This window comes from Hahella sp. NS-SX17 (genome assembly GCF_057367735.1).
Genome location: NZ_CM170632.1, coordinates 1,484,474 through 1,509,066, shown reverse-complemented (window position 1 = coordinate 1,509,066; position 24,593 = coordinate 1,484,474). Strand labels below are relative to the sequence as shown.

Genomic DNA, 24,593 nt, shown 5'->3' with positions numbered 1-24,593 from the left:
TGCATAAAAGCGCAGCGAAATGCCCAGTTCTATGACAACCCTATTGCGTAAACTCCAAACCGTCTGGCGGCTTCCGCGCCAAGAGAAGTTGTGGCTAGCGTTTTTGTTTCCGTACAGCGCAATGGTGCGTGTGATGATTTGGGGGTTACCGTTTCGGCGTTTCGCCTGGGTTTTGGGGCGCGCGTCTGCGAATCATGAGGCGCTGTTTTACACCCCTGCGGAGCAACAATTATTGGCGCGACGCATCGGGGCCGTTTGCCGTTTGGTCGCCCGCTATACGCCGTGGGAGTGTATGTGTCTGGCGCAGGCGATTATGGCCAGAACGCTGCTGGGGTTTTACAAGACGCCTTACGTTATCCATCTGGGCGTTCTTAAAGAAAACGGTTCTGACAGTAGCTTGAAAGCACATGCCTGGCTCAGAGTGGATCGCGCCATCATTACAGGCGGCGCCGACAGCGAGAGCTATGTGAAGGCTTCCACCTACCTGCCGCGATTTTTATCAGCCGAGTAATTGGCGATGAGACTGCAGGCGCGAATAAACCTCTTGCAGGGCAATTTTCATGGCTGGGTAGTGTTGCTCAAGCTGCACATCCAGACGTTTTAACTCCCCCCTTGTGTCATGCGGTTCGTATACAGAGTCGCCTTTCGAATAGCGCTGGGTCGCTTCCCGCATATCCTGCTCTAAACCTGAATATGACTCCAAGCCGAAATGCTCAGCCAGCGCTGCTGAAGCGTCCGCAATAGATTCATACCCCATCGCCCGCACTGACGCATCAGACGCCAACGCCGCCAGCATCGCCTGGGCGAACCCCAGGTATGTCCCTGCCGCGGCGCCAAGCAATCTTATATCCGCCGATGGGACTTCAGATTGTTGCGGCGTCAGCAAGGATGCATCCGGCAATAGCTCCGCGTTGGCGCCGGTAAATGGCGGTGGCGGCCAGTCTGCGGTGAGCCATTTGGGCGTCCCCCGCAACAGAGACTCCAGCACGGATAGATAATCGCGATAAAGACAAAGCGACGGACAATGAAATGCGCGCTGATAGAGATCAATATGCATCAGGTTCCAGGAAGACAACTTGATCACCAATCGCCGCCCCATCTCCGCCGCCCATTGCGCCCATAGGCCAACGCAACGGCGTAGCGCGTCTACTTTGAGCGAGGGGGATAGACGCTGATGGCGAACAATCTGGTTCAGCAGAAACGGCTCCCCCAGCACCAATGCCTGCGGATGCTGCTTCAACATCTGACACGCCAAGGTGGAGCCACATCGGCTGGTATGAAAAATCAGGCCCGCTGGCGGCGTCTCCACGCCCACCCCGTTCAGCCGTTCCTCAAAGTGGGTCAACCCGGCGCATTGTTCCTCTTGCGGCAGCGCCTCCACCGCCTCATGAAAAAATCCCGGCCGCAGCTCCAGTCGGTCGGGATTGATCCATCGTAACAGCAAACGCTCGTTCACCGTGGTTAGTTCATAGGGGATCAGCATCGACACCTATCCTTGTTTGCATTTGACAACCCCATGGATATTAACGGGTTCCTCCCTGCAGGATCGAGACTCTCGCTCTTCTACGCCTGCATTTCCATATCAAATACCAGCACTTCCGCATTCTCCGCGTTAGTGAAGTTGAGCTGACTGACGTTTTCCAGCGCCGCGCCATCGCCTCCCGTCAGCGCTTCCCCGTTCAGCGCCACACTCCCTTTGACGACCTGCACCCACACGCCTCGCTGCGGGTCAATATCAAGAGACACAGACTCTGCGCCATCAAGGCGGGCGGCGTACAGGTTGACATCCTGATGGATCGTCACCGAGTCTTGCGCACCATCGCGACTGCCTATCAGGCGAAAGGCGCCGGTCATGGAATCTGGCGCAAACGCCTTCTGTTCGTAACCCGGTTTGAGCCCTTTCTGCTCCGGGTAAATCCAGATCTGCAGGAACTCCACGCCCTCTGTCCGCGACTGGTTGTATTCGCTATGACGAATGCCGGTTCCCGCAGTCATCCGTTGCAGTTCTCCAGGGACGATAACCGAGCCGTTGCCGATGCTGTCTTTGTGCTCCAAAGCGCCGGACACGACATAGGAAATGATCTCCATATCGCTATGCCCATGCGTGTCGAAACCTGCGCCTGGCGTCACTTGATCCTGATTGATCACGCGCAAAGGACCAAAGCCCATATGCGCTGGGTCGAAGTAATGTCCAAACGAAAACGTATGCTTTGAGTGCAGCCAACCGAAATTGGCGACGCCACGCTCGTGTGATCTGCGAATATTCATACTGTCTCCTCCTGTATTCGTTGCATGGAGACAGTATAAACCTCTCATATTAGTAAACAATTAGTCACAAATGAGCCATAGTGTCGCCATATATGCGACAATTTTTAAGGGCGTACGCTAATACTTGAGCGCGTACGCCAATATTTGTGTACGCACACCAGTATTTGTACACGCAAAACAAAGACTGAACCGAAAACGGCAATTGAGAGGAAACCATGGACAAACTGGCGGGGCTTACAGCCTTCGTAAAGGTGGCGGAAGCTGAGAGCTTCGCCAAGGCGGCGCGAGAGATGGGACTGTCGCGCTCGCAGGTGAATCGACAGGTGATTGCGCTGGAGGACGAACTGGGCGTCACCCTGCTGGCCCGCACGACGCGTCAAGTCTCTCTCACCCCGACCGGACAGGCGTTTTATCTGCGCGCCAAATCCATTCTTAACGATCTGCAGGAAGCGGAAACCGCCATTCAATCCGATCATGCGGAGCCGCAGGGCGATTTGAAAATCAACGCGCCCATGTCCTTCGGCACCCTGCATTTGAGTTCCGCCCTGGCGGACTTCATGACGCGCTACCCCAACATCCGCGTACACCTGGTGTTGGACGACCGTTTTGTCGACCCAGTTTCGGAAGGCTTCGACATTACGGTGAGAGTAGCGGAAACCCGCGAAGCGCCTTCGTTGATTGAGCACACCATCGTTGAAGCAAAACGCCTGTTGTGCGCGTCGCCGGGATATCTGCAACAGCATGGTCGCCCTCGCACCATCAAAGAACTCGCCAGTCGCCCTTGCCTGCATTACGGCAACCTCGCCTCCGGCTATACCTGGCGGCTGCGTCGCGGCGACGCCCCGGAAACCAGCGTCCGGGTGAACGGGGTGCTGTGCTGCAATAACGCGGAAGCCCTGCGCGACGCCGCCGTGGCGGGGCTTGGCGTCGCCTTGTTGCCCACGTTTATCGCCGGCCCGGAATTGCAGACGGGACGTCTGGTGACCGTGCTGCCGGAGTATCAGGCGCCGCCGGTTTATCTGAGCCTGTTATACCCGCCTAACCGGCATTTGGCGGCCCGGGTTCGCGTCTTCGTCAAGTTCATGCAGGACCGTTTTGGCGATCCGCCCTATTGGGATCTGATTTCGTGACGATTCGCACAAGTTTCTGAAATAAGCCCGAATTTTCTAGCAAAATTAAATATTTATGTAACATTATCCCTCTATCTTCCGCGCGACTTTCACAAGCAGGACAGAGAAAGGAATAATGAAAAGAATAAGCAGACGCGACTTTATCAAAGTCACCGCCGCCGGCATGGGGGCGTTGGCCATATCCACTGGTCTGATGGGATGCAGCTCCGATGACGACGGCAATGCGCCCTATCAGGTAAGCTTCAGCCATGGCGTCGCCAGCGGCGACCCGCTCAGCGACCGGGTGATCATCTGGACCCGCGCCCTCCCTGACGATGCCGGCGCCGAGGTGTCGGTATCCTGGGAAGTGGCGGACGACGCAGGCTTCACCAACCTGCTCCACACAGGAACCACGCAGACCTCCGCCGCTCAGGACTTCACCGTCAAAGTAGACGTGTTGAACCTACAACCCGGAGCAACTTACTACTACCGCTTCACCGCAAACGGCGCGACCTCACCGCCGGGCGTCACCAAAACCTTACCGACGGTCAGCCCGGAACAGGTGAAGTTCGCCGTATTCTCCTGCGCCAATTACCCCGCCGGACACTTCAACGTATACGCGGAGGCGGCGTTGCATGACGACCTGGACGCCGTCATACATCTGGGAGACTACATTTACGAATACGGCGCCGGCGGTTATGCGACGGAAGACGCCGCCGCGATAGGACGCACGTTGCCGGACGACAACGCCAACGAAATCCTGACCCTCGCAGACTACCGTAAGCGCTATGCGCTATATCGCAGCGACGCCAACCTGCAGGCGCTGCATCACAAAACGCCGTTCATCACCGTCTGGGACGATCATGAGGTCGCCGACGACACCTGGAAGTCCGGCGCCAAAAACCACGATGAGGGCGAAGGCGAGTTTGAGGATCGCAAAATAGCGGCGCTGCAGGCTTACTTCGAGTGGATGCCGATTCGACCTGTTGTGGAGGATAATCAGGAAATCATCTATCGCCAGTTTCAGTTCGGCGATCTGGTGTCCCTCTACATGCTCGACACCCGGGTGCTCGCCCGCGACAAACAGCTGGATTATCTCGACTATCTGGACCCGGTCAGCGGGAACTTCAACGCGCCTCAGTTCAGCGCAGACGTCAGCGACGCCAACCGCACGCTGCTGGGCGCGGAACAGCGCAACTGGCTGCAGAACGCCATGGCCGCGTCCAACGCCACCTGGCAGGTGCTGGGCCAGCAAATACTGATGGGACGCATGCTGCTGCCCGCGGAACTGCTGACGCAACTGCTGGACCCAGACCCCAACACCATCCTGCCGGCTTTCGCCGAGCTGGCGAATATCAAGGGCCGTATCCTGATGGGCGATCCCAGCGTGACGGATGCGAAACGCGCAAGAGTGGAAACCGTACTGCCTTACAACCTGAACGCCTGGGACGGCTACGCGGCAGAGCGGGAAGTTTTGTTTGAGACGGCGAAAGCCATGAACAAGAATCTGGTGGCGTTGGCGGGAGACACTCACAACGCCTGGGCCAGCGATCTGAAAACCCTGTCCGGCGACCATGTCGGCGTGGAGTTCGCCACCGCCTCGGTGTCCTCTCCCGGTCTGGAAACTTACCTTTCCCTGCCCGATGACGCGACCACGATTGCCCAGACCGAACTGGGCGTGACCACGCTGGTGAGCGATTTGCGGTATCTGAACGTCAATCAGCGCGGCTACCTGCTGACGACATTCACCGCAGACGAAGCCAGGGCGGACTGGCGTTTTGTCGACACCGTGAAGAGCCCGACCTACCAGCTGGCCGCCGCGCGTTCCGTCAGTTATAAAACGCTGCCGGGGCAAAATGACCGCAAGTTGATTAAAGTCTGATGAATTAATCAGGCCCTGTCTCCCGCGGCTAGACGATACGCCGGCCTCACAGGCCGGCTTCGCTGTTTACGAACTCGCCCAGATAATCCATAAACGCCTTTACGCAGGCTGGCGTGTACTTACGGCTGGGGTAGATCATCTGCAGCCCCACTGCGCCCGTGTCTGCGCCATGCAGGCCGACAACCTGATCCGGCAACAGTTGGAGCAGCCGTCCTTCCGTTATATCCCGACTCACATCGCACCAGGATTTCAGCGCGATACCCAACCCCGCCAATGCCCATTGGCGGATCAGCGCGCCATCGTTGCTCGCCAGAAAGGCCTCCACGGTCAGCGTTCGCCAGCCTGAGTCGGATTGAAAGCGCCACTCCGTCAACATTTCCCCAAAACGCGTCATCACCAGACAACGATGCCCCAGCAGATCTTCCGGCGTTTGCGGCTGGCCAAATGACGCCACATACGCAGGCGACGCGCAAAGCACGCGCCGATTGTCAGCCACCAGAGGGCGCACAATGAGATTACTGTCCGGCAGGTTGCCGTAACGAATGGCGAGATCAAAACCTTCTTCAATCAGATTCACCACCCCGTCATGTAGATGCAAAGTGGGTCGCACTTGGGGATGCAGGCTGACAAACTGCGCCAGCGCCGGGGCCACATACTGCCGGCCAAAATCTGAGGTGCCGGTGACGCGCAGTGAGCCGCGCAGCTCCCCTTCTTTCTCCCGCAGAGCCGCTTCCGCCTGCGCCATTTCCGTCACAACCCGCTGACCCGCCTCGTAAAAACGCGCGCCCGCCTCGGTCAATGCGATGCTGCGGGTGCTGCGCTGCAATAGCCGGGTCTGATAACGGGCCTCCAGCGCATTCATGCGCGCCGTCATACTCGCCGGCGACAGGCCCACTTCCCGTCCGGCAGCCGCCAGTCCGCCTGCGCGCACCACTCTGACAAACAGCTCAATGTCGTCAATCTTGCTCATATTATTCAGCTTTTACGAAAACAGATTACACATATACGACGATTATCAACTTTTTCTATAAGCATTAGGCTGCATTACATCAGCTTCCGTCAACAGAGTGACTCCCATGTATATCAATCATGTTCTGATTCGCACACAAGACCTGACGGCCATGACGACGTTTCTCGTAGAGGTTATCGGGCTCAGGAACGGCGACCGTCCCGGCTTCCGCTTTCCCGGCGCCTGGCTGTACAGCGACGACCGTCCCATCGTTCATTTGGTCGGCGCGGATGCGTCGGACGAAGAGCAGGCCGCCTATCTTGGCGATAACACATTGGAAGGACCCGGCGCCGTTGATCATGTGGCGCTGGCGGGCGCCGATTACGAGCAACTCTTATCCCGTTTACGGCATCACGGCGCGACGTATAGCGAGCGCACCGCGCCCGCTTCACGGGAACATCAGGTTTTTGTGGAAGGTCCGGAGGGACTGAAGCTGGAACTGTTGTTCGCCGAAGACAAAACCCCTTATCCCTCTTGAGCGGAGTATTCCCATGCATTACCCATTACTGTTTAACCCGGGCGTTATTGGCGCACTGGACATCGCCAACCGCATTGTCATGGCGCCGATGACCCGCGCCCGCACGGCTCAACCTGAAGACGCGCCTCGCGATCTCATGGCGATCTATTACGCCCAGCGGGCGCGAGCCGGCTTGATCGTCAGCGAAGCCACGCAGATTTCCGCACACGGCAAGGGCTACTCCTTCACGCCAGGGATCTACACCAACGCGCAGATCGCCGGCTGGCGCAAAGTTACCGATGCCGTCCACGCCGCCGGCGGACGGATTTTTTGCCAGCTCTGGCATGTCGGCAGAATGTCGCACGCCTCATTGCATGAAGACGGCATGCCGGTTGCGCCTTCCGCCATCGCCCCTGACGCCAAAGTCTGGATCGTAGGCGAGGACGGAGTGGGTCAGATGCTGGATTGCCCCACTCCCCGCGCCCTCACTCAGGCGGACATCCAGGCGATTATCCGAGACTACCGACAGGCGGCGCTTAACGCCATGGAGGCGGGATTTGATGGCGTGGAGATTCACGGCGCCAATGGCTACCTAATCGACCAGTTCCTGCGCGCCACCGCCAACCAGCGCGACGACGATTATGGCGGCAGCCTCGACAAGCGTATCCGTTTCGTGCAGGAGGTGGCGCGTACGGTATGCGACGCCATCGGCGCGCATCGGGTTGGCATCCGTTTATCGCCGTTCATCACTCAGAGAGGCATGGACGATCCGGAAGCGCCTGTGGCCATCCTGACGGCGGCGAAAACTTTCAACGAGCTGGGCATGGCGTATATCCATCTGGCGGAAGCGGACTGGGACGACGCCCCTCCCGTGCCGGACAGTTTCCGCCGCCATCTACGGGAAGTCTACAGCGGCGCGGTGATCGTGGCGGGCAATTACAACGCCGACAAAGCCAACGCGATCCTCAAAGCGGGCCACGCTGACTATGTCGCTTTCGGACGCATGTTCCTAGCGAATCCAGACCTGCCCTACCGTCTGCAGCACAACCTGGAGCTGAACGCCATCACCGATCCCTCCACCCTGTTTGGGGGCGATGCGGCGGGGTATACGGACTACCCCGCCTATAGCGGCGTCGCGCAAGCAACATGAAACTAAGTGGGTTTAAAAACGGTTAAGTCAGCGAGTCGAGATATAAACAGGCCGCCATCGGCCTGTTTATCCTGAAAAGCAGGCTTAATTTGGATTCAACTGAACATCCGCCGGTACGAGAGCAGGTCCAGCCAGGACAGGAATATCATGGTCCGAAACGTTATTCTGCTCTATAGGGTCGTTTGTCGCCGCGCCCACGGTGAGCGACATGGGCAAGCTCCCTTCCTGGCTGGGCCTGAAAGACAATACGAATTCTTTCTCCGCGCCCGCTTCGAGTTCGCCAGCGAAACAAGTGATCAGGCCGCCTGCGCGTTCGCATCCGGCAGGTGTGGACAGGGTGCGGGCGCTTACCGGTAAAGTCAGTTTCGCATGTGCGCCCACCGCCTTATAAGAGCCCAGATTAGTGATATTGAATTTAACCTCAGTGTCGGCGTTGACTACCGTTTCCACCGGAGCGGCGAACGCCGCTTCCAGGTCCGTCGCCTCGCCGGCATGCATGCCCGTCAATAACAAATCTCCCCAGTCTCTGCCGTCGTAGCCAAACTTGCTGACGCCAAATTGCTGGAAGCGTATTTTGAAGTCGGGCCCGTATTCAAAGGTCGAATCCAGCGTGGCGCGAATACGCTCGATCTCAGCGTCCAGATCAACGTCAATCCGCCCGCCGACAGCGCCAAGGTCGAGCCGGTCTGCATTGACGACCGGATACCAATCCACGCCATTGTTGCTGATGCTGACGCCATCTCCCTCCACTGAGCCGGAAAAGCTCTCGGGAAGCATCGCGGCTTCATCGCTGGTTTCAGCCTGATAAAAGCTCAGGGTGACTTGTGAGGCGTTACTGAGGTCCACCGACCAGTCCATTTCATTCGCCGTTGGCGTGGAGAAATAGTTAGTCTGATCCATCCGCAAACGGCCATTGACGACGCTCACGCGCCCGCCTCGGTTGCTGCTTCGGAACTGAAAACCCTCGTCCTGGGAAGGCATTCCCCAATCAAAATGGCGCTGGAACAATACATTGTCGGGAGTGTAGGGCGCGCCGGGTTCATCGTTCATAAAGAAGCGAACGCCTTTGAATACATTGCTGTTGCTCGGGTATCCCGGAAAAAAGATTTCATCGTCGTAGGTGTTATCCCTTTTACCCTCGTTGGTGGAGCGAATATTTACGCCGAGATAGCGTTTCCCTTCAGCCTTCAACTGGCGCGCATAGCGGCTCAAGTCCACCCGCCAAATGCCCGTGTTATCAATGGCCTGAGTCGCAAGCAATGCCTCTCCTCTTTCCGCATCGGATAAATCCAGCGCGCCGTCGCCGCGGTATCCCCAAAACCCTACATTCGGCTTATTGCTGTATCCCTTCAGATCAAACTCAAGCCACGCATGCTCCAGTTGACGATCGTCCGGAAACGCGCTCAGATCTATCTCGATGACCGCGCGCCGTGTATAACGTTGATTCAGGTAGTTAACGTTGCGCCAGTGCGCGTATAGATAACTGGTGGAATAAATGGATTCAAAACGCCCATCGACGTCGTTATCGGAAAAGGTTGCATTGCCCACTATCGGCGCACTGATTTCCATTGCAAAACCCAGGGCCGGACAGCTCAACAAACCCGCCGCTATTAACTTCTTCATCACAGTAATTTCCTTATAAGACCAATACAAACCATCGCTTCCCGTCTCGCTTGAGAGCGGTTGCGCGCTATTCAGAATAGGAACCGAAACGTCTGATAATGGTTGCAACGGGCGTCCTTGCCCGGATAGATGAATGTCTCAGGAACAGCCGTCAGGCGTACAGAAGGGCGCATCATCCGTGTCGTCTTTCTGCGTCTTGCTTCCTATCAACGCTTCCAGATGAGCGACGAAGGCGTCCGGTTTGCCGAGATGGGGACCGACGGCGACCGGAACCACTGAGCCGTCGATAATCAGCGCCAGTGAGGGATAGCCGCGCAGGCTCAGGCGCGTCATCTCCCGTCGCGTCGCCTGAATATGCGCGGCGGCGGAGCTGGCGTTGACGGACATCTGCGCGGTGAAGCGTTCGCCGTCGAGGCCGATGTTTTGCGCCAGCCGGGTCAAGGTCGCCAGATCGGCGATGCGCTCGCCTTCGACATAATGCGCCCGCTGCAGGCGGTGCAGCATCGCCAGTGCGTCGCCGCCCAGGCTTTCCGCCGCCAGCACCGCGCGGATCGGCGGTTCGGAATCGAATACGGCATCCTGATCCCGCAACAGGCCATTGAAGTAGGCGTCTCCAAAAGGCTGACCTGTCAGCGCCTGAATCCGTTGGTCATGGGGCATGACATAACGCCGCAGCGATTCATTCACCGGTTGTCGATTGGCGCCAATCATCAACCCGCCGGCGCGCAGATTAACCGGCATCATTTCCCGAGCCTTGCTGATCAGCGGAGCGGCGCCGTAGCACCACCCGCAGATAGGGTCGTAGAAATAGTCGAGTTCTACCACTTCATCTCCCCTTTCTCGACTTTCGCACTGATTTCCAGAGCAATGCCGGTTTCCAGCTTCGGATACGCCTGCTCCATCGCCTGCATCAGTGCGTCTGCGTTTTTAGCGTCCTTGGCTTCTTCTTCAAAGCGCTTCAGGTAAGTGCGGGTGAAATCGATGGCGCTCACGTCCATATCGGAATCCGGCAGCATGTGTCCGGGCACCACGATAGCCGGGTGCAGCGCTTTCATTTCGTCCAGTTGCGCAACCCAGGCGTCGCGTTCGCTTTGCTTCTGCGTATCCGCCATCCACACATGCATGTCCGCCAGCACGCCGACATTACCGACAATCGCCCGCAAAGAAGGCACCCATACGTATGGACGGTGCGCCAGCTCGCCCTGCATACCCCGCACTTCCAGTTTCTCTCCGTCCACGGTGATAAAGGTCCCTTTCAACGGCGCGGGAACAACCGGATTGCGCGGCGCGTTAGCGCCCATTTTCGGGCCCCAGAATTCCACTTTGAACGGCAGTTTGGCCTTGATGTGCTCCAGCACCGCAGGCGGCGCCACGACGTCGGCTTGCGGAAAGATTTCCTTCAGCACTTCCACGCCAAAGTAATAGTCCGGATCGGCGTTGCTGACCAAGATGGTTTTCAGCGTTTTACCGGAGTCCAGCACATTAGCGGCGATGCGATAGGCGTCGGCGCGGGTGAATCCAGCGTCCACCACGACCGCTTCGGTTTCTCCGCTGATGACGGTGGAAGTGACGTTGAAACTGTTGTCGTCAGCGTTGTAAACCTTCAATTGCAGCGGTTCTTTCGCTTCAACGGCGGCAGTGAATGAAACGGCGACGGATGCGGCTAAAAGCAGTTTGCGAAACATGATCAGTGACTCCTCATATGAATAATTGATGGGAGCACTATAATTTCCAGATAAGCGCGGAAAAACGGGCATATCCGCACAACTTTGTTGCACAGATTAAGCGAATCTATGATGAACCCAGCTTGTATGGTTGCGCTAAGTCGCTGATGCAGGTACAAAATAACAGACATGACGTCCTTGAGATTTCATCTTTGTTCCGCACCAAGGGATATGACAAATAATCCATGAACTTTGAATTGACGCTCCTGCTGTTCGGCGCCGCAGTCATTACTTTCGCGCTGATGTCCCGCTGGTCGCAACAAAGCCCCCTGACCGCCCCCCTGTTCTTTACTCTGACTGGACTGCTGCTCAGCGATCGCGGTCTGGGACTGCTCGACGCCGACCCAGAGTGGAGTCTGGCGCACTGGTTGGCGGAGGTGACCCTGGTATGGGTGTTGTTTACCGACGCATCGCGCATCAATCTCCGTCAGCTCAAGGAAGGGCATAATATTCCTCTGCGCCTGCTCGGTTTGGGGTTGCCGTTATGTATCGGCCTCGGCGCATTGATCGCTTATCCGATGTTTCCCGAACTGGGCTGGGCGGGCGCTTTCACCCTGGCGGTGATCCTGGCGCCGACGGATGCGGCGCTGGGGCAGGCGGTCATTAATAACGAACGCGTGCCGGTGCGCATCCGTCAGGCGTTCAATGTGGAAAGCGGACTCAATGACGGCATGGCGCTGCCTTTGCTGGTTATCGGCCTGTCCTGGCTGATCGGTGAAAACCATAGCGCAAGCCATTGGCTGGAGCTGGCGGCGATGCAGTTGTTACTGGGCCCCGTCTTCGGCATTGCGGTTGGATTGGTCGCAGGGCGCGCCCTGGATATAGGCGTGCGGCGGCGCTGGGTCAGCCCCACTTATCAACGCCTGGGCCTGCTGGCTACCGCCATGGCGTCATACGGCCTGGCGGAGCTGTGCGGCGGCAACGGCTTTATCGCCGCCTTCTGCGCGGGCGCGGCGGTAGGCACGCGCACCCATATTTTCTGCGCGCCGCTGCATCGTTTTGCGGAAACCGAAGGCCAGTTGCTCAGCCTGATCAATTTCCTCCTGTTCGGCGCCATCATGATTCCTCACGCCTTACCGAACCTGACCTGGATGCACTTTTTCTATGCCTTGTCGAGTCTGACGGTCATTCGCATTCTCCCTGTGATCATCAGTCTGACCGGCACCCGGTTGCGGTTCACCAGCAAGCTGTTTCTAGGCTGGTTCGGGCCGCGGGGGCTGGCGTCTTTGCTCTATGTGCTGCTGGTCATGCAGGAGGATCATGCCCCCGGCAAGGACCAGTTATTCAGCGTCGCCGTGCTGACTATCCTGCTCAGCATATTGCTGCATGGCGTCACCGCCGCGCCGCTGGCGCAGCGATACAGCCGTTACATCCAACGCAACCGCGACGAGACCAACGCGGAGCAGAAACAGACCTCCACGTTCCCAACCCGGCGCCCTTTTGGGCATGAGGAAACCTGAGCCTCGCCGGACAACGCTCAACGCTGACCGGCTCTAGCCACGCCACTCCGCGTCACGGGCCATGGCGACGAAGGACGCCAGATAGCCCGTCGCGGCGTCCTCTTCACGCACGCCGAGAAATATCTGTTTGGAGATGCCCTTGGGGCCCAGTCGCACCGGACACACAGGAATCTTCTGCGCATACTCCGCCACCAGCCATTTCGGCAGCGCCGCCACGCCCCGGCCCGCCGCCACCATTTGCAGCATGATGTCGGTGGTCTCGATCGTCTTGTGTTGCCTGGGATTACAGTTGGCGGGCAACAGGAACTGGTTATAGATATCCAGACGATCAATGTCCACGGGATAAGAAATCAGAGTCTCCTGCAGCAAATGGACGGGTTCGACGAACGGCGCCTGCGCCAGCGGATGATTCTCGCCGACCACCAGCACCTGCTCGTAATCGAACACCGGCTGAAACGATAATCCATCCTTGCGCACCGGGTCAGGGGTCACCAGCACATCGATTTCATACCCGACCAACGCTCCGATACCGCCGAACTGGAACTTCTGTTTAACGTCCACATCCACATCCGGCCAGCGCTGCAGATAGGGGGCTACGACTTTCAGCAGCCATTGGTAACAAGGGTGGCACTCCATGCCAATGCGCAAAGCGCCCCGCTGCCCTTGGGAAAACTGACTCATCACCAACTCTGCGTGCTCGAATTGCGGCAACAGACGCTTGGCCAACGCCAACAGATATTCTCCAGCCTGAGTAAAACGCAGATTGCGGCCTTCCTTAGTCCAGACCGCCGCGCCCAATTGCTGCTCCAGTTTTTTCACCGCATGACTGAGGGCGGATTGCGTCAGGCACAGACTTTCCGCGGCGGCGGTCAGTGACCCCAGGCGGTCCACTTCGCGCAGGATGGCGAGATGATTACGTTCCAACATGCTGGCAACCTATGAATTCATTTAATAGATAGATGAAATCTTAACATTATTTTTCATAATTCGGAGTCTCTATGATTGAAGTCACCGACATAGGAGGCACGACATGATTACCACTCACAACCTGGGATTTCCTCGCATTGGCGCCAAACGGGAACTGAAATTCGCCCAGGAAGATTTTTGGAAAGGACGCATTTCCCAGGAAGAGCTGCTAAAAGTCGGCGCGGAGCTGCGGCAGCGCCATTGGCGTAATCAGTCCCAACTGGACCTGGCTCCGGTGGGCGACTTCTCCTTCTACGATCAGGTCTTGGATATGAGTTTCACGCTCGGCGTCATTCCCGAGCGAGTCAGCCGTCTGCAAGGCGACGAGCTGGACAACTACTTCCGGGTCGCCCGCGGCCGTTCGGCGCAGGACAGCGATTGCCATTGCGTGCATGCCGGTGAAATGACCAAGTGGTTCGACACCAACTATCACTACATCGTGCCGGAGTTCACCGCGGACACCGCGTTTTCGCTCAATCCTTCACGCCTGCTGGCGGAGATTGCTGAAGCCAAGCAGACCGGCGCCAGCGTCAAGCCTGTCATTATCGGCCCAGTGACCTATTTATGGCTGGGCAAGAGCAAAGACGCCTCCAATAAACTCGACCTGCTGGAGCGTTTGTTGCCGGTCTACGCCGCGCTGCTGGACGTGCTGGCGAGCCAGGGCGTGGAATGGGTGCAGATCGACGAACCTATTTTAGTCACTGAGCTGGACGCCGATTGGAAATATGCGCTCAATCTCGCGTATCACACTTTGAAGTCCAGCAAAGCAAAACTGCTGCTGGCGACTTATTTCGGACAACTGCAGGATAACCTGCAACTGACCTGCGAGTTGCCTGTAGGCGGCCTGCATGTGGACGCCATCAATGGACGTGCGGAAATCGGTAAACTGATCGACTGGCTGCCCAGCCATAAAGTGTTGTCTCTGGGCGTGGTGAACGGGCGCAATATCTGGAAGACCGACCTCAATCAAACCCTGGACTGGCTGCAACCGGTTTACGATAAGCTGCAATCGCGTTTATGGCTGGCGCCGTCCTGCTCTCTGCTGCACTCTCCCGTGGACCTGGACAGCGAGGAGAAGATGGATGCGGAGATTAAATCCTGGCTGGCGTTCGCCCTGCAAAAACTGGATGAAGTAAAGATTCTGGCGACGGCGCTCAGCGAAGGCCGCAATACCGTAGCGGATGCTCTGGCGGATAACCAGGCCTGTGTCGACCGCCGTAAAGGCTCTCCCCGCGTGCACAATCCGGCGGTGAAAGAAGCGGTAGAAGCCATTACTGCGGAAATGGGCGATCGTCGCAGCGATTATCAGACCCGGGCCGCTAAACAGGCGCAAAGACTGCAGTTACCCGCGTTCCCGACCACCACTATCGGTTCGTTTCCACAAACTGCGGACATTCGTAATGCGCGCCGCCGTTTCCGTCAGGGCGAATTGCAGGAAACCGAATACCGCACCCTGATGCAGCAGGAAATCGAGCGTTGTGTGAGAGAGCAGGAAGGGCTGGGCCTGGATGTGCTGGTGCACGGCGAAGCGGAACGCAACGACATGGTGGAATACTTCGGCGAGCAGTTGGACGGCTATGTATTCAGCCAGTTCGGCTGGGTGCAGTCCTACGGCTCCCGCTGCGTCAAACCGCCCATTATTTTCGGCGATATCAGCCGTCCACAGGCAATGACTGTGGAGTGGATCCAATACGCTCAGTCTCTTACCGACCGCCCGATGAAAGGCATGTTGACCGGTCCGGTGACGATACTGAACTGGTCTTTCGTACGAGACGACCAGCCCCGCGCCCTCACCTGCTATCAACTGGCGCTGGCTATCCGCAACGAAGTACAGGATCTGGAGCGCGCCGGCGTCCGCATCATTCAGATCGATGAGGCGGCGTTACGGGAAGGCTTGCCATTGAGGCGCGCGCAATGGCGGGAGTATCTGCAATGGGCGGTCAGCTCCTTCCGTATCGCCGCCAACGGCGTCGCGGATGAAACACAGATTCATACCCATATGTGCTATTCCGAATTTAACGACATTATCGAAGCCATCGCCGGCATGGACGCGGACGTCATCACCATCGAGACCTCCCGTTCCGACATGGAGTTGCTGGACGCCTTCGATAACTTCAAATACCCGAACGAAATCGGCCCTGGCGTGTATGACATCCATTCGCCGAACATCCCCAGTGAAACGCACATCGTACAGTTGATGCGTAAAGCCGCCGAGCGCATTCCCGCACACCGCCTCTGGGTGAACCCGGACTGCGGTCTGAAGACCCGCAACTGGGAGGAAGTGCGGCCAGCTCTGCAAAACATGGTGAATGCGGCCAAGCAGTTGCGAACTGACGCCGCCGTCGCCTGATATTCCCTAACCACCCCAACGCGCAAGCGTATTCAGAGGACCGAAGCCATCGCCGGTCCTCTCCTTTTTTCCGCGTTTCAAGGACGATCAACCGTCACTATCCTCACCAGCGACAAGCTCCACTGTGAGTGCGCCATTGGCGCGATAAGCGGTGGATTGATGCTGCGCGCCGAAAAAAATCAAACCCTCTCCGGCGCCGGTGAACTTCACTTCGTCCAGCCCCAAATCCATCTGCGTCGACGGCCCAAAGAACAAACGCACGCATTGCACATGGCGCAAATCCACGCCCTGGGCGGCGAAATCAGCAAGCGGAATTTCCACCGTGCTCCAGACCGACCCGACGCTGAGGTAGTCGTTCAACGACACGCCCAGGTCTTTCCTCACCTGCGTATCCCATAACTGCACGTACCATTGCGACGGCGCGGCGCCGCTCAGCGCCCTGAAGGACAGCGACAGTTTATCCAGCCCCATGGCGGGCAAGTCGAACTCTCCGCTCCACAGGGCGCTTTCAAACAGGCGAAATTGATCCCACTGCACATCCTCTCCGTGCAGACGCAGATACAGGCCGTCTCCCTCTCCCGGCTGCGGGTCTGGATCGGGAGGCGCGCCGGCGTCTTTGCTAAAGCTCAGCAGCCAGTGAAACAGGACATGGCGGCCAAATTCGTTGTAGTGATAATAATACCCATCGCCACCGTAGGCCCCGGCGGCGTCGACATTAGGATCGTTATGGTCATAGGCCAGCTCAAGATAGTAATTTTTGCTATCCACAACCTGGCCATCGCTGTTTCTAAATGTGTGATTAAGCTTCAGACCATAAGCGCCATCCCAGGAGTTGTGCCCAACACCCGCGAAGCTGGTCAGCTTGGCGGGATACATCGGCGGATAATCCGGGTCGCCACAGCCGTTCAGTTTTTTATCCACGGCGTTTTTACCGGAGTTATGACCGATAACCGCGTCTTCATCGCCATGAAACGCCCAGACGGCGACGTGATGAATGGCTTCACAGTCGAATTCCTGTGCATACCAGGCGGCGATGGGGGCGGCGGCGGCGATAGTGTCCGGCCGATCCCGCAGCACATTGTAGGTTCCATTGCCGCCCTGACTATAGCCGGTGACATAAACACGATTCAGGTCTATGTTGTAGTTGGCCACTGCATGGTTATAGATTTGTTCATAGCGGCTTTTATGCATACCGCAGATTCCCGATCCGCCCGCCGGCAACTGCGGCGCCAGCACGATCAACGGAGACGACGCCTCCCACAGGCCATCCCGTATCATCCTGGGGACACCGGCGCCCGACACCTTGTTGAGAATTTGCATGTTCAAGGAATAGGTTCCATCACCGTTATTCACAGTGGCGTCGCCGCATTCGCCCAGTCCATGCAAAGAAATCAGCAGAGGATAACCCTCTTCGCGCTGAGGGTCATAATCAGCAGGAAAGTGTACGAAGCCATTCAGAGTTTGCGGGGTTTCCATTTTTCCGTTGACGGGCGTCAACGCCGCGGAGACGGCGGACGCCAGGAACAGCGTCGCCGCGAGAAGTAGAGACATTGAGATTTTCATGGCGATTCCTTTGCGCTTGCAACATAGCTCTATGACTATAGCCAAGGCAGTGGAGCAAAGCGGTTCCTGGATCATGAAACCAGGTAACGCCTTTCATCTTTCCGTAGTGAAATGTAATCCTCAAAGGAGCGCCTATACTTACTAAGACAGCTCTAACGTCGCAGGTGCATGCTCATGTCCGCGTTTTCCCCGACCGCCCTCGCCAGCTTTTTCAGCCTGATGTTGATCGCCACGCCGGTCGCCTCGGAAACACTGACCGTCGCCACTGGCGACTGGCCTCCCTACGTGTCGCCGCAACTAAAGCACTATGGCGTCACCGCTCGCATTGTCAAAGAGGCGTTCGCAGCGGCGGGAGATGAAGTCGTGTTTCAATTCTTTCCCTGGAAACGCACTTTACTGATGTCGGAACAGGGATTGGCGGACGCGTCCTTTCCCTGGAGCCACAAACCAGAGCGGGAAGCGAATCACTACTACAGCGATTCTATCGGCAGGTACGGCTATGTGTTTTTTCACCTCAAAACCAGGGCGTTTGAGTGGAGCGACTTAAACGACTTACGCTCCCTGAAAGTCGGCGGCACCAACAGTTATCACTACGGTGAAGAGTTTGTAAACGCATCCAAAGAAGGGGTGTTTGAAATTGAGTGGGTGCACTCCGACGAGCTGAACTGGCGTAAACTGCTGGCGGGGCGGCTCGATATTTTCCCCTCCGACGTGGAAGTAGGCTACGCCGAGCTTCGCGACCTGTTCCCAACGGAGCAGGCCAAGAGAATCACTCACCACCCGCATCCGCTAAAACCGCTGACCACCATGCATCTCTTGTTCTCCATGGAAAAACCGGAAAGCGTCGAACGCCTGAAGCGTTTCAATGATGGGCTGCAGCAACTGCATGCAGAGGGTAAAATTGAGCAATACCTCCGCGAATCCCGAGAAGGACAATATCGTTTAGTCAGCGAGGAAGTGCGGGAGGAAGGGTTATAGCCATAGCCCTACTTTTTACAGAACACTCCCACACATTCGAATCAATGTTCCGATATATTGGTCGAAACACTTCGTACTCCGGTCCAATTCATCAAAAGCTTCGCTTTTACTATTAAATGACCACTTATCCAGTAGCGCCTGACCGTCATAAACCATCATGCCGCTTTGAGCAACGCCTGACTTGAACAATAGTGTGGCAACATATGCTATCACGCCAATAATCATCGATCGCGTCAATACAGACTTTGAGTCAGAACCAATGACAAAGCGATATTTGGAAAATGGCGTTTCAGGGCAGTCTTCCAGACCTGACGTCGTTCCAAAGTATAACCGAGCCCCCAGCACACTTGATTCCGCGTAGCCAACCTCAGATCTTTCAAACGCTATGCCCAGCACGTTCTCAATCTGCGTAACTAAACTCTTCTCATCGATGCTCGACCAGATGTTGAAGTAGAATTCGACATCCACCATCCCTCTTCACCTTGCTTTTCAATGATCTTTGCTGACAAATAGGGTTCCGTCAGATATACAACCTAAAGCCAATACGCCCACTCATTGACATGAGACTTCTCTCACTTTTATAACCTAGTCGCCTCTATCCACTACGAATGGATAGGTTTCCGCCTGCGTCCCCTGATTATAATACCCCCTAGCCTACATCCAACTACGCCAAGGAAACGCTATGAGTGACGCGTCTTTAGTTGCGCAATTGCAACGTATTTTTGATGATGAGATTCCTCTTACCCGTGCGATGGCGTTACGCGTCGATCAGTATGACGGACAGGCGCTGGCGCTGTCGGCGCCGCTGGAGAACAACATTAACGATAAGGCGACTGCGTTCGGCGGCAGTCTGTATTCCATGTGCGTACTGTCCGGCTGGGGTCTGCTGACTCTGACCCTGAAGTCTCATGACCTCAAGGGCGATATTGTGATTCAGGACAGCCAGATTCAATTTCTCAAGCCGCTGCGATCAGAGCGTTTAGCCGTGCGCTGCGCCTTCGCGGAGCCGCAGCAGGTGGATGAGTTCGTCAGCATTTACCAGCAACGGGGCAAAGCGCGTCGGGAGCTGGTGGCGGAGATTCTTGCGGACGGCGAAACAGCGGTACGCTTCACCGGACGTTATGTGGCGCTGAAGGCGGATTGAGGCGGCGCGGAGCCATGTCCAAACGCCCAACGATCACCGATCTCGCCCAAGCCGCAGGGGTCAGCCCGGCCACCGTGGACCGGGTGCTGAATAACCGCTCCAAAGTGCGAGAAGCGACGGCGCAACGAGTGCTGCTGGCGGCTGAGGATATTGGCTACCACGCCTCCGGATTACTGAAAAAACGCTTTCAGGAAACCAAACCCCGCAAAACCATCACACTGCTGCTGCAACGCAGCGCCGAAGCCTTTTATCAGGCGCTGGGAACCGCGCTGGTCAACGCCGCCGCGCGGCAGCGGGATTATCAGATCCAGGCCCATTTGATTTTCATGGACGAAGTCGCCCCCGCCTACATCGCAGGACAACTGCGGCAGGTAGCGGAAGCATCGGACGCGGTGGCGCTGGTGGCGTTAGACCATCGCTCGATCAACCAGGTCATCGAGCAACTGGCCGCCCGGGGCAAACCCGTCATCACCCTGCTGTCGCAACTCTCCACTCAGGCCTGCGCCGGGCATCTCGGTCTGGATAGCCGCAAAGTGGGACGCAGCGCCGCCTGGGCGATTTCACGATTGGCGAAGAAAGAGGGAGAGGTTGGGATACTGCTGGGCAGCCATCGCTACCTGAATCAGGAAATATCCGAGATCAGCTTTATCAGCTACTTTCGCGAGCTGGGCCGCAATTTCCGTCTGCTTGATCCAATCCTCAATCTCGACGAAGACCGCCTCGCCGCCGAGGCCACCGCTAATGTGCTGGCGTCGCATCCTGATCTGGTGGCGCTGTACAGCGCCGGCGGCGGCATGGCGGGGATGATCTCCGCACTACGCAGCGAAGCTCCTGACCGCGATTTGGTGGTGGTCTGCAATGAGCTGACGCCCAGCACCCGAGAGGCCCTTAACGAAGGGTTGGTGGACATGGTGATCGCCACGCCGGTGGAACGTTTGGCCGCTGAAACCCTGGCCTTGTTCGTGCGCGCTTTCAACGCCAAAGGCGAACAACGCTTTGCGCCGGTCCTGCTGGCCCCGGAGCTCCATATTCTGGAAAACATTTAGCGCCGCCAGAATCAAAAGAAAAGCCAAAAGAAAAAGCCCGCACGCTTTTCGCGTCGGGCTTTTTCATGGCCGTATCCTAATCGTTGCGACGGGTCAGCTGGTCTTCTTGCGTTTGTTCTGCCGGTGCTGATCCACCACCACCGCGCACACGATAATGGCGCCTTTGATGATGTCCTGATAATAGGCGTCCACTCTCAGGAAAGTGAATCCGGACAGCATGACGCCCAGTATCAACGCGCCGATAACCGTCCCGGTGATGCGTCCGCGTCCGCCGGACAACGACACCCCGCCGATTACCGCCGCCGCGATAGCGTCCAATTCGTACATCAATCCCATGCCCGCCTGCGCGGTTTTGATGCGTGCGATCGCCACCATCGCCGCCAGTCCCGCCAGCAGGCCCGCAATCATGTAGACCTTGATCAGGTGCGCGTCGATGTTGATGCCGGAAACCCGCGCCGCCTGGGGATTAGCGCCGATGGCGTAAGTGAACTTGCCGAAACGGGTGTAGCGCATCACCACATGGAAAAACGCCGCGACCAGGAGAAACACCACTACCGGCGCCCAGCGTCCCAGGCCACTGCCTAGCATGGTGAAGCTTTCAGTGAAACCGGAAACCGGGCTGCCGTCTGTGTACCAGCGCGCAATGCCGCGAGCCGACACCATCATGCCCAGAGTGGCGATGAAAGGAGGAATTTTGGTTTTGGTAATCAGCCAGCCGTTGATGAAGCCGGCCAGTGCGCCAATCGTCAACCCTACCGCCAGAGGCACGACAAAAGGCATGTCCACCAGCGCGGGATAAATAATCTTGGGCCAGTTGCTGTCCTGGGCGAAAGTCGCAGCAATCATGGCGGTCATCGCCACCACCGAACCGGAAGACAGATCAATGCCGCCGGTAATAATGACCTGGGTGACGCCGACGGCGATGATGCCAATCACCGACACCTGAAGAATAATAATCTGCAGACGGCTCATGTTGGCCAGAAAGCTCTGCCCGACGATGAACCAGCCAAGCACCTCAAACAAGGCGGCGATGCCGAAAAGCACCATCAAAATGCTCAGTTCAGGGGGCATGCGTTTCTTTGACGCGGGAGTCAGGCGTCCGTTATCCGTCGACATGGGACCACTCGTTGTTGTCGTTGCCATTTCAACCTCTCTCAATATTAGTCACTAGCGGTTTACTGCGCCGCCAGATCCATAATCTTCACTTGATCCGCTTCCGCCCGGTCCAGAATGCCGGTGACGCGCCCTTCATGCATAACCACGACCCGATCGCTCATGCCGAGTATTTCCGGCAGCTCGGAGGAAATCATCACCACCGCCACGCCTTTGTGGGCCAGCTGGGTGATCAGGCTGTGTATTTCGGCTTTGGCGCCGACGTCGATGCCCCGCGTAGGCTCATCCAGAATCAGAATTTTCGGATGGGTCAACAGCCAGCGGCCGATCAGCACCTTCTGCTGATTGCCTCCTGACAGGTTCTCGATCACTTCGTCCATGCCCGGCGTTTTCACCCGCAACTTATTGCAGATCTCCACCGCCTCTTTCGCCAGTTCCGCTTCCGCCACGAAGCCTTTCTTGACGAAGTTCTGATGCAGCACCGCCGACTGAATGTTTTCCTGAATGGTCAAAGGCAGAAAGCAGCCCGTCTCCTTACGGTCTTCCGTGAGAAACGCCATGCCATGCTGAATCGCTTCGTTGGGAGATTTAATCTGCACGAACTCGCCGTTGATCTGAATCGCGCCGCCGTCGGCGGGGGCGACGCCAAATAAGGCTTCGGCGACGTTGGAACGGCCAGAGCCAACCAGTCCCGCGAAGCCGACGATCTCGCCCGCGCGTACGTCAAAGGAGACGTTACGGAATACGCCTTCGCGGCTCAGGTTCTTCACCGACAACACCACATCGCCGATAGACACTTCCTCTTTGGGAAACATCTGCGACACTTCCCGCCCCACCATCATGCGAATGATGTCGTCGCGAGTGACGTTGGAGGACAGATGCGTGCCGATGTACTGGCCGTCGCGAAACACCGAAAACTCATCGGCGATTTCGAACAGCTCATTCATCTTATGGGTGATGTAAACGATGCCAATGCCCTTGGCGCGCAGATCGCGAATAATGTCAAAAAGGTGGGCGACTTCGGTCTCGGTGATCGCCGACGTCGGCTCGTCCATGATCAGCACGTCGGAATTGAAAGACACCGCTTTGGCGATCTCCACCATCTGCCGGTTGGCGACCGACAGCTCGCTGATTTCCGCTTCTGGATCAAGATTAATGTTAAGACGGTCGAACAGCGCCTGAGTGCGTCGACGCATCTCATCATGATCGATCAAGCCAAAGCGGCCCTTGGGTTCGCGGCGAATCCAGATGTTTTCCGCCACGGTCATGGGATTCATCAGCAACAGCTCCTGATGAATCATGGCGATGCCGGCTTCCTGTGCGTCCAGCGGCTTTTCCAGCCGCACCGGTTCGCCGCGCAGCAACACTTGTCCTTTGTCGGGCTGATAAATGCCGGCGATAATCTTCATCAGCGTCGACTTGCCCGCGCCGTTCTCCCCCATCAACGCATGCACCGTCCCGGGACGAATCCTGAGGGAGACATTGTCCAGAGCCACCACGCCGGGAAACTCTTTACGGACATTGGCTACTTCGAGCACGTATTCGTAATTGCGATGTTGGGGAATTGCGCTGTTCACAGACACCGCCTCCACTACTGATGCGCTAGTCATAACGCAATCCCTCCGCATTGCCTAAGGTGGAAAATCGACTTACTTGCTCAGGTATTTATCCAGATTAGCCGGCGTCACCAGCTCAAAAGGCACCCAGACTTTTTGATCTACATTTTCACCTTTGGCGAGACGAACGGCGGCGTCAACCGCGCCCGCGCCCTGGCCTTTGGCGCTCTGGAACACCGTGACGTCCAGATCGCCCGACTTCATGGCGGCCAGCGCATCAGGGGTGGCGTCGATGCCAGCGACGACAACGGAGTCCATCTTGCGTCCCGACGCTTTCAACGCCTGGATGGCGCCGATCGCCATTTCATCGTTGTTGGAGATGACCGCGTCAAACTCCAGCCCGGCGGATAGCCAGTTGGTCATCAGATCATTGCCTTTCAGACGCGACCACTCCGCGGTTTGCTCCGCAACGACCTTTATGCCGGAACACTCTTTGCGCTTGATAACGTCATGAATATCCTTTGTGCGCTGGATCGCGGCCTGGTTGGAAAGCTCTCCCATCATGACCACCACATTACCCTTGCCGCCCAACAGACGACACACTTCTTCCGTCTGCAAGGTGCCGGACACTTCTTCATTGGAAGCGACAAACGCCTGATTGTCCGGAAGCTGGTTAACGTTGATAGGTTGACGGTTGACATAAATGAGGGGGATGCCGGCGGCTTCCGCGTCGCTGCTCATGGACACGGTGGCGTCGGTATCGACAGGGTTGACGATGATGGCGTCCACGCCTGACGCAATAAAGTTCTGAATCTGATTGAGTTGCGTGCCGACTTCGTTCTTACCGTCCTCAATCTGTACATCTACGCTTTTATCCTTAGCGGCGGTTTCAATGCCGTTACGCAAAGCGGTCAGGAAGTTATCATCGAATACAGCCATGGATACGCCAATTTTAAGATCAGCGGCCGCAACGGAGCCGGCAAACATGGCTGACGCCAAGACACTCAAGGCTAACTTTTTCATCTTATAATTATCCTCTTTGATTTCGAGTACCCGTTGCACTCACTTTTTTATTGTTGGTTCCGGTTTGAATCACATCGGCGCAACGCGTATTGTGGTCATTTTCTGTGCGTCCGCATAGGCCACAGATCTAACCGCCGCCGTTTCGCCTCAGTGCAGTTCCGACTCCTTGATA

The 24,593-nt window shown here is 57.0% G+C and carries 22 protein-coding genes; 10 read left to right on the top strand and 12 right to left on the bottom strand.

Features of this window, described 5'->3' with window-relative positions:
* Positions 1-133: 133 nt before the first annotated feature.
* Positions 134-511 (top strand): lasso peptide biosynthesis B2 protein, encoded by a 378-nt coding sequence (locus tag AC2IBB_RS06820; protein ID WP_486332141.1) that lies wholly within the window; start codon positions 134-136, stop codon positions 509-511.
* On the opposite strand, the gene AC2IBB_RS06815 is transcribed toward AC2IBB_RS06820, so the two are convergent.
* The gene (locus AC2IBB_RS06815; protein WP_486332140.1) at positions 500-1,483 is read right to left on the bottom strand and encodes a hypothetical protein; all 984 of its coding nucleotides are present in this window, start codon (positions 1,481-1,483) and stop codon (positions 500-502) included. The two genes, AC2IBB_RS06820 and AC2IBB_RS06815, sit on opposite strands and share 12 nt — an antisense overlap.
* Before the next feature lie 80 nt (positions 1,484-1,563).
* Positions 1,564-2,268, bottom strand: a complete 705-nt coding sequence (locus tag AC2IBB_RS06810) for a pirin family protein (protein WP_486332139.1) — start codon at positions 2,266-2,268, stop codon at positions 1,564-1,566.
* Positions 2,269-2,483: 215 nt separating this feature from the next.
* On the opposite strand from AC2IBB_RS06810, the gene AC2IBB_RS06805 reads away from it, so the two are divergent.
* Both AC2IBB_RS06805 and AC2IBB_RS06800 read left to right on the top strand, forming a co-directional pair.
* Complete coding sequence (locus AC2IBB_RS06805; RefSeq protein ID WP_486332138.1) at positions 2,484-3,398, top strand: LysR family transcriptional regulator; 915 nt, start codon at positions 2,484-2,486, stop codon at positions 3,396-3,398.
* A 115-nt stretch (positions 3,399-3,513) separates the two neighbouring features.
* A complete protein-coding gene (locus AC2IBB_RS06800; RefSeq protein ID WP_486332137.1) occupies positions 3,514-5,259 on the top strand; it encodes an alkaline phosphatase D family protein in 1,746 nt (581 codons plus the stop codon).
* Between the two features lie 46 nt (positions 5,260-5,305).
* Here AC2IBB_RS06800 and AC2IBB_RS06795 read toward each other — a convergent pair whose 3' ends face one another.
* Positions 5,306-6,229: a LysR family transcriptional regulator gene (locus AC2IBB_RS06795; RefSeq protein ID WP_486332136.1), complete on the bottom strand. Its 924-nt coding sequence runs from the start codon at positions 6,227-6,229 to the stop codon at positions 5,306-5,308.
* Positions 6,230-6,335: 106 nt separating this feature from the next.
* Between AC2IBB_RS06795 and AC2IBB_RS06790 the strand changes: the two genes are divergently transcribed.
* Positions 6,336-6,746, top strand: coding sequence for a VOC family protein (locus AC2IBB_RS06790; protein WP_486332135.1), 411 nt, complete (start codon positions 6,336-6,338; stop codon positions 6,744-6,746).
* A gap of 13 nt (positions 6,747-6,759) precedes the next feature.
* Positions 6,760-7,875, top strand: a complete 1,116-nt coding sequence (locus tag AC2IBB_RS06785; protein ID WP_486332134.1) for an alkene reductase — start codon at positions 6,760-6,762, stop codon at positions 7,873-7,875.
* A gap of 84 nt (positions 7,876-7,959) precedes the next feature.
* Here AC2IBB_RS06785 and AC2IBB_RS06780 read toward each other — a convergent pair whose 3' ends face one another.
* From AC2IBB_RS06780 to AC2IBB_RS06770, 3 genes are all read right to left on the bottom strand, one after another.
* On the bottom strand, positions 7,960-9,498 hold the full coding sequence (locus AC2IBB_RS06780; RefSeq protein ID WP_486332133.1) for a hypothetical protein: 1,539 nt from the start codon (positions 9,496-9,498) through the stop codon (positions 7,960-7,962).
* Positions 9,499-9,636: 138 nt separating this feature from the next.
* A complete protein-coding gene (locus AC2IBB_RS06775; protein ID WP_486332132.1) occupies positions 9,637-10,323 on the bottom strand; it encodes a DsbA family protein in 687 nt (228 codons plus the stop codon).
* On the bottom strand, positions 10,317-11,183 hold the full coding sequence (locus AC2IBB_RS06770; RefSeq protein WP_486332131.1) for an MBL fold metallo-hydrolase: 867 nt from the start codon (positions 11,181-11,183) through the stop codon (positions 10,317-10,319). The genes AC2IBB_RS06775 and AC2IBB_RS06770 overlap by 7 nt, the downstream gene beginning before the upstream one ends.
* Before the next feature lie 224 nt (positions 11,184-11,407).
* On the opposite strand from AC2IBB_RS06770, the gene AC2IBB_RS06765 reads away from it, so the two are divergent.
* Positions 11,408-12,682, top strand: a complete 1,275-nt coding sequence (locus tag AC2IBB_RS06765; RefSeq protein ID WP_486332130.1) for a cation:proton antiporter — start codon at positions 11,408-11,410, stop codon at positions 12,680-12,682.
* Between the two features lie 33 nt (positions 12,683-12,715).
* Here the strand turns inward: AC2IBB_RS06765 and AC2IBB_RS06760 are convergent, their stop codons facing one another.
* Positions 12,716-13,609 carry a LysR family transcriptional regulator gene (locus AC2IBB_RS06760; protein ID WP_486332129.1) on the bottom strand — a complete coding sequence of 298 codons (894 nt, stop codon included), beginning with the start codon at positions 13,607-13,609 and terminating at the stop codon, positions 12,716-12,718.
* Positions 13,610-13,712: 103 nt separating this feature from the next.
* Between AC2IBB_RS06760 and metE the strand changes: the two genes are divergently transcribed.
* Entirely contained in the window at positions 13,713-15,998 is a 2,286-nt protein-coding gene (gene metE / locus AC2IBB_RS06755) for a 5-methyltetrahydropteroyltriglutamate--homocysteine S-methyltransferase (RefSeq protein ID WP_486332128.1), read from the top strand.
* Between the two features lie 87 nt (positions 15,999-16,085).
* Here the strand turns inward: metE and AC2IBB_RS06750 are convergent, their stop codons facing one another.
* On the bottom strand, positions 16,086-17,561 hold the full coding sequence (locus AC2IBB_RS06750; protein WP_486332127.1) for a carboxylesterase family protein: 1,476 nt from the start codon (positions 17,559-17,561) through the stop codon (positions 16,086-16,088).
* Positions 17,562-17,735: 174 nt separating this feature from the next.
* Here AC2IBB_RS06750 and AC2IBB_RS06745 point away from each other — a divergent pair, with 174 nt between their 5' ends.
* Positions 17,736-18,539, top strand: a complete 804-nt coding sequence (locus tag AC2IBB_RS06745) for a substrate-binding periplasmic protein (RefSeq protein WP_486332126.1) — start codon at positions 17,736-17,738, stop codon at positions 18,537-18,539.
* Between the two features lie 15 nt (positions 18,540-18,554).
* Here AC2IBB_RS06745 and AC2IBB_RS06740 read toward each other — a convergent pair whose 3' ends face one another.
* Positions 18,555-19,010 carry a hypothetical protein gene (locus tag AC2IBB_RS06740; protein WP_486332125.1) on the bottom strand — a complete coding sequence of 152 codons (456 nt, stop codon included), beginning with the start codon at positions 19,008-19,010 and terminating at the stop codon, positions 18,555-18,557.
* 211 nt (positions 19,011-19,221) lie between these two features.
* On the opposite strand from AC2IBB_RS06740, the gene AC2IBB_RS06735 reads away from it, so the two are divergent.
* Both AC2IBB_RS06735 and AC2IBB_RS06730 read left to right on the top strand, forming a co-directional pair.
* Positions 19,222-19,683: a thioesterase domain-containing protein gene (locus AC2IBB_RS06735; RefSeq protein WP_486332124.1), complete on the top strand. Its 462-nt coding sequence runs from the start codon at positions 19,222-19,224 to the stop codon at positions 19,681-19,683.
* Positions 19,684-19,697: 14 nt separating this feature from the next.
* A complete protein-coding gene (locus AC2IBB_RS06730) occupies positions 19,698-20,729 on the top strand; it encodes a LacI family DNA-binding transcriptional regulator (protein ID WP_486332123.1) in 1,032 nt (343 codons plus the stop codon).
* 93 nt (positions 20,730-20,822) lie between these two features.
* Here AC2IBB_RS06730 and AC2IBB_RS06725 read toward each other — a convergent pair whose 3' ends face one another.
* The 3 genes from AC2IBB_RS06725 to AC2IBB_RS06715 are packed head-to-tail and all read right to left on the bottom strand — an operon-like array spanning position 20,823 to position 24,421.
* On the bottom strand, positions 20,823-21,872 hold the full coding sequence (locus AC2IBB_RS06725; protein ID WP_486332122.1) for an ABC transporter permease: 1,050 nt from the start codon (positions 21,870-21,872) through the stop codon (positions 20,823-20,825).
* 32 nt (positions 21,873-21,904) lie between these two features.
* Complete coding sequence (locus AC2IBB_RS06720) at positions 21,905-23,452, bottom strand: sugar ABC transporter ATP-binding protein (RefSeq protein ID WP_486332121.1); 1,548 nt, start codon at positions 23,450-23,452, stop codon at positions 21,905-21,907.
* Between the two features lie 39 nt (positions 23,453-23,491).
* Positions 23,492-24,421 (bottom strand): sugar ABC transporter substrate-binding protein, encoded by a 930-nt coding sequence (locus AC2IBB_RS06715; protein WP_486332120.1) that lies wholly within the window; start codon positions 24,419-24,421, stop codon positions 23,492-23,494.
* Positions 24,422-24,593: the final 172 nt, after the last annotated feature.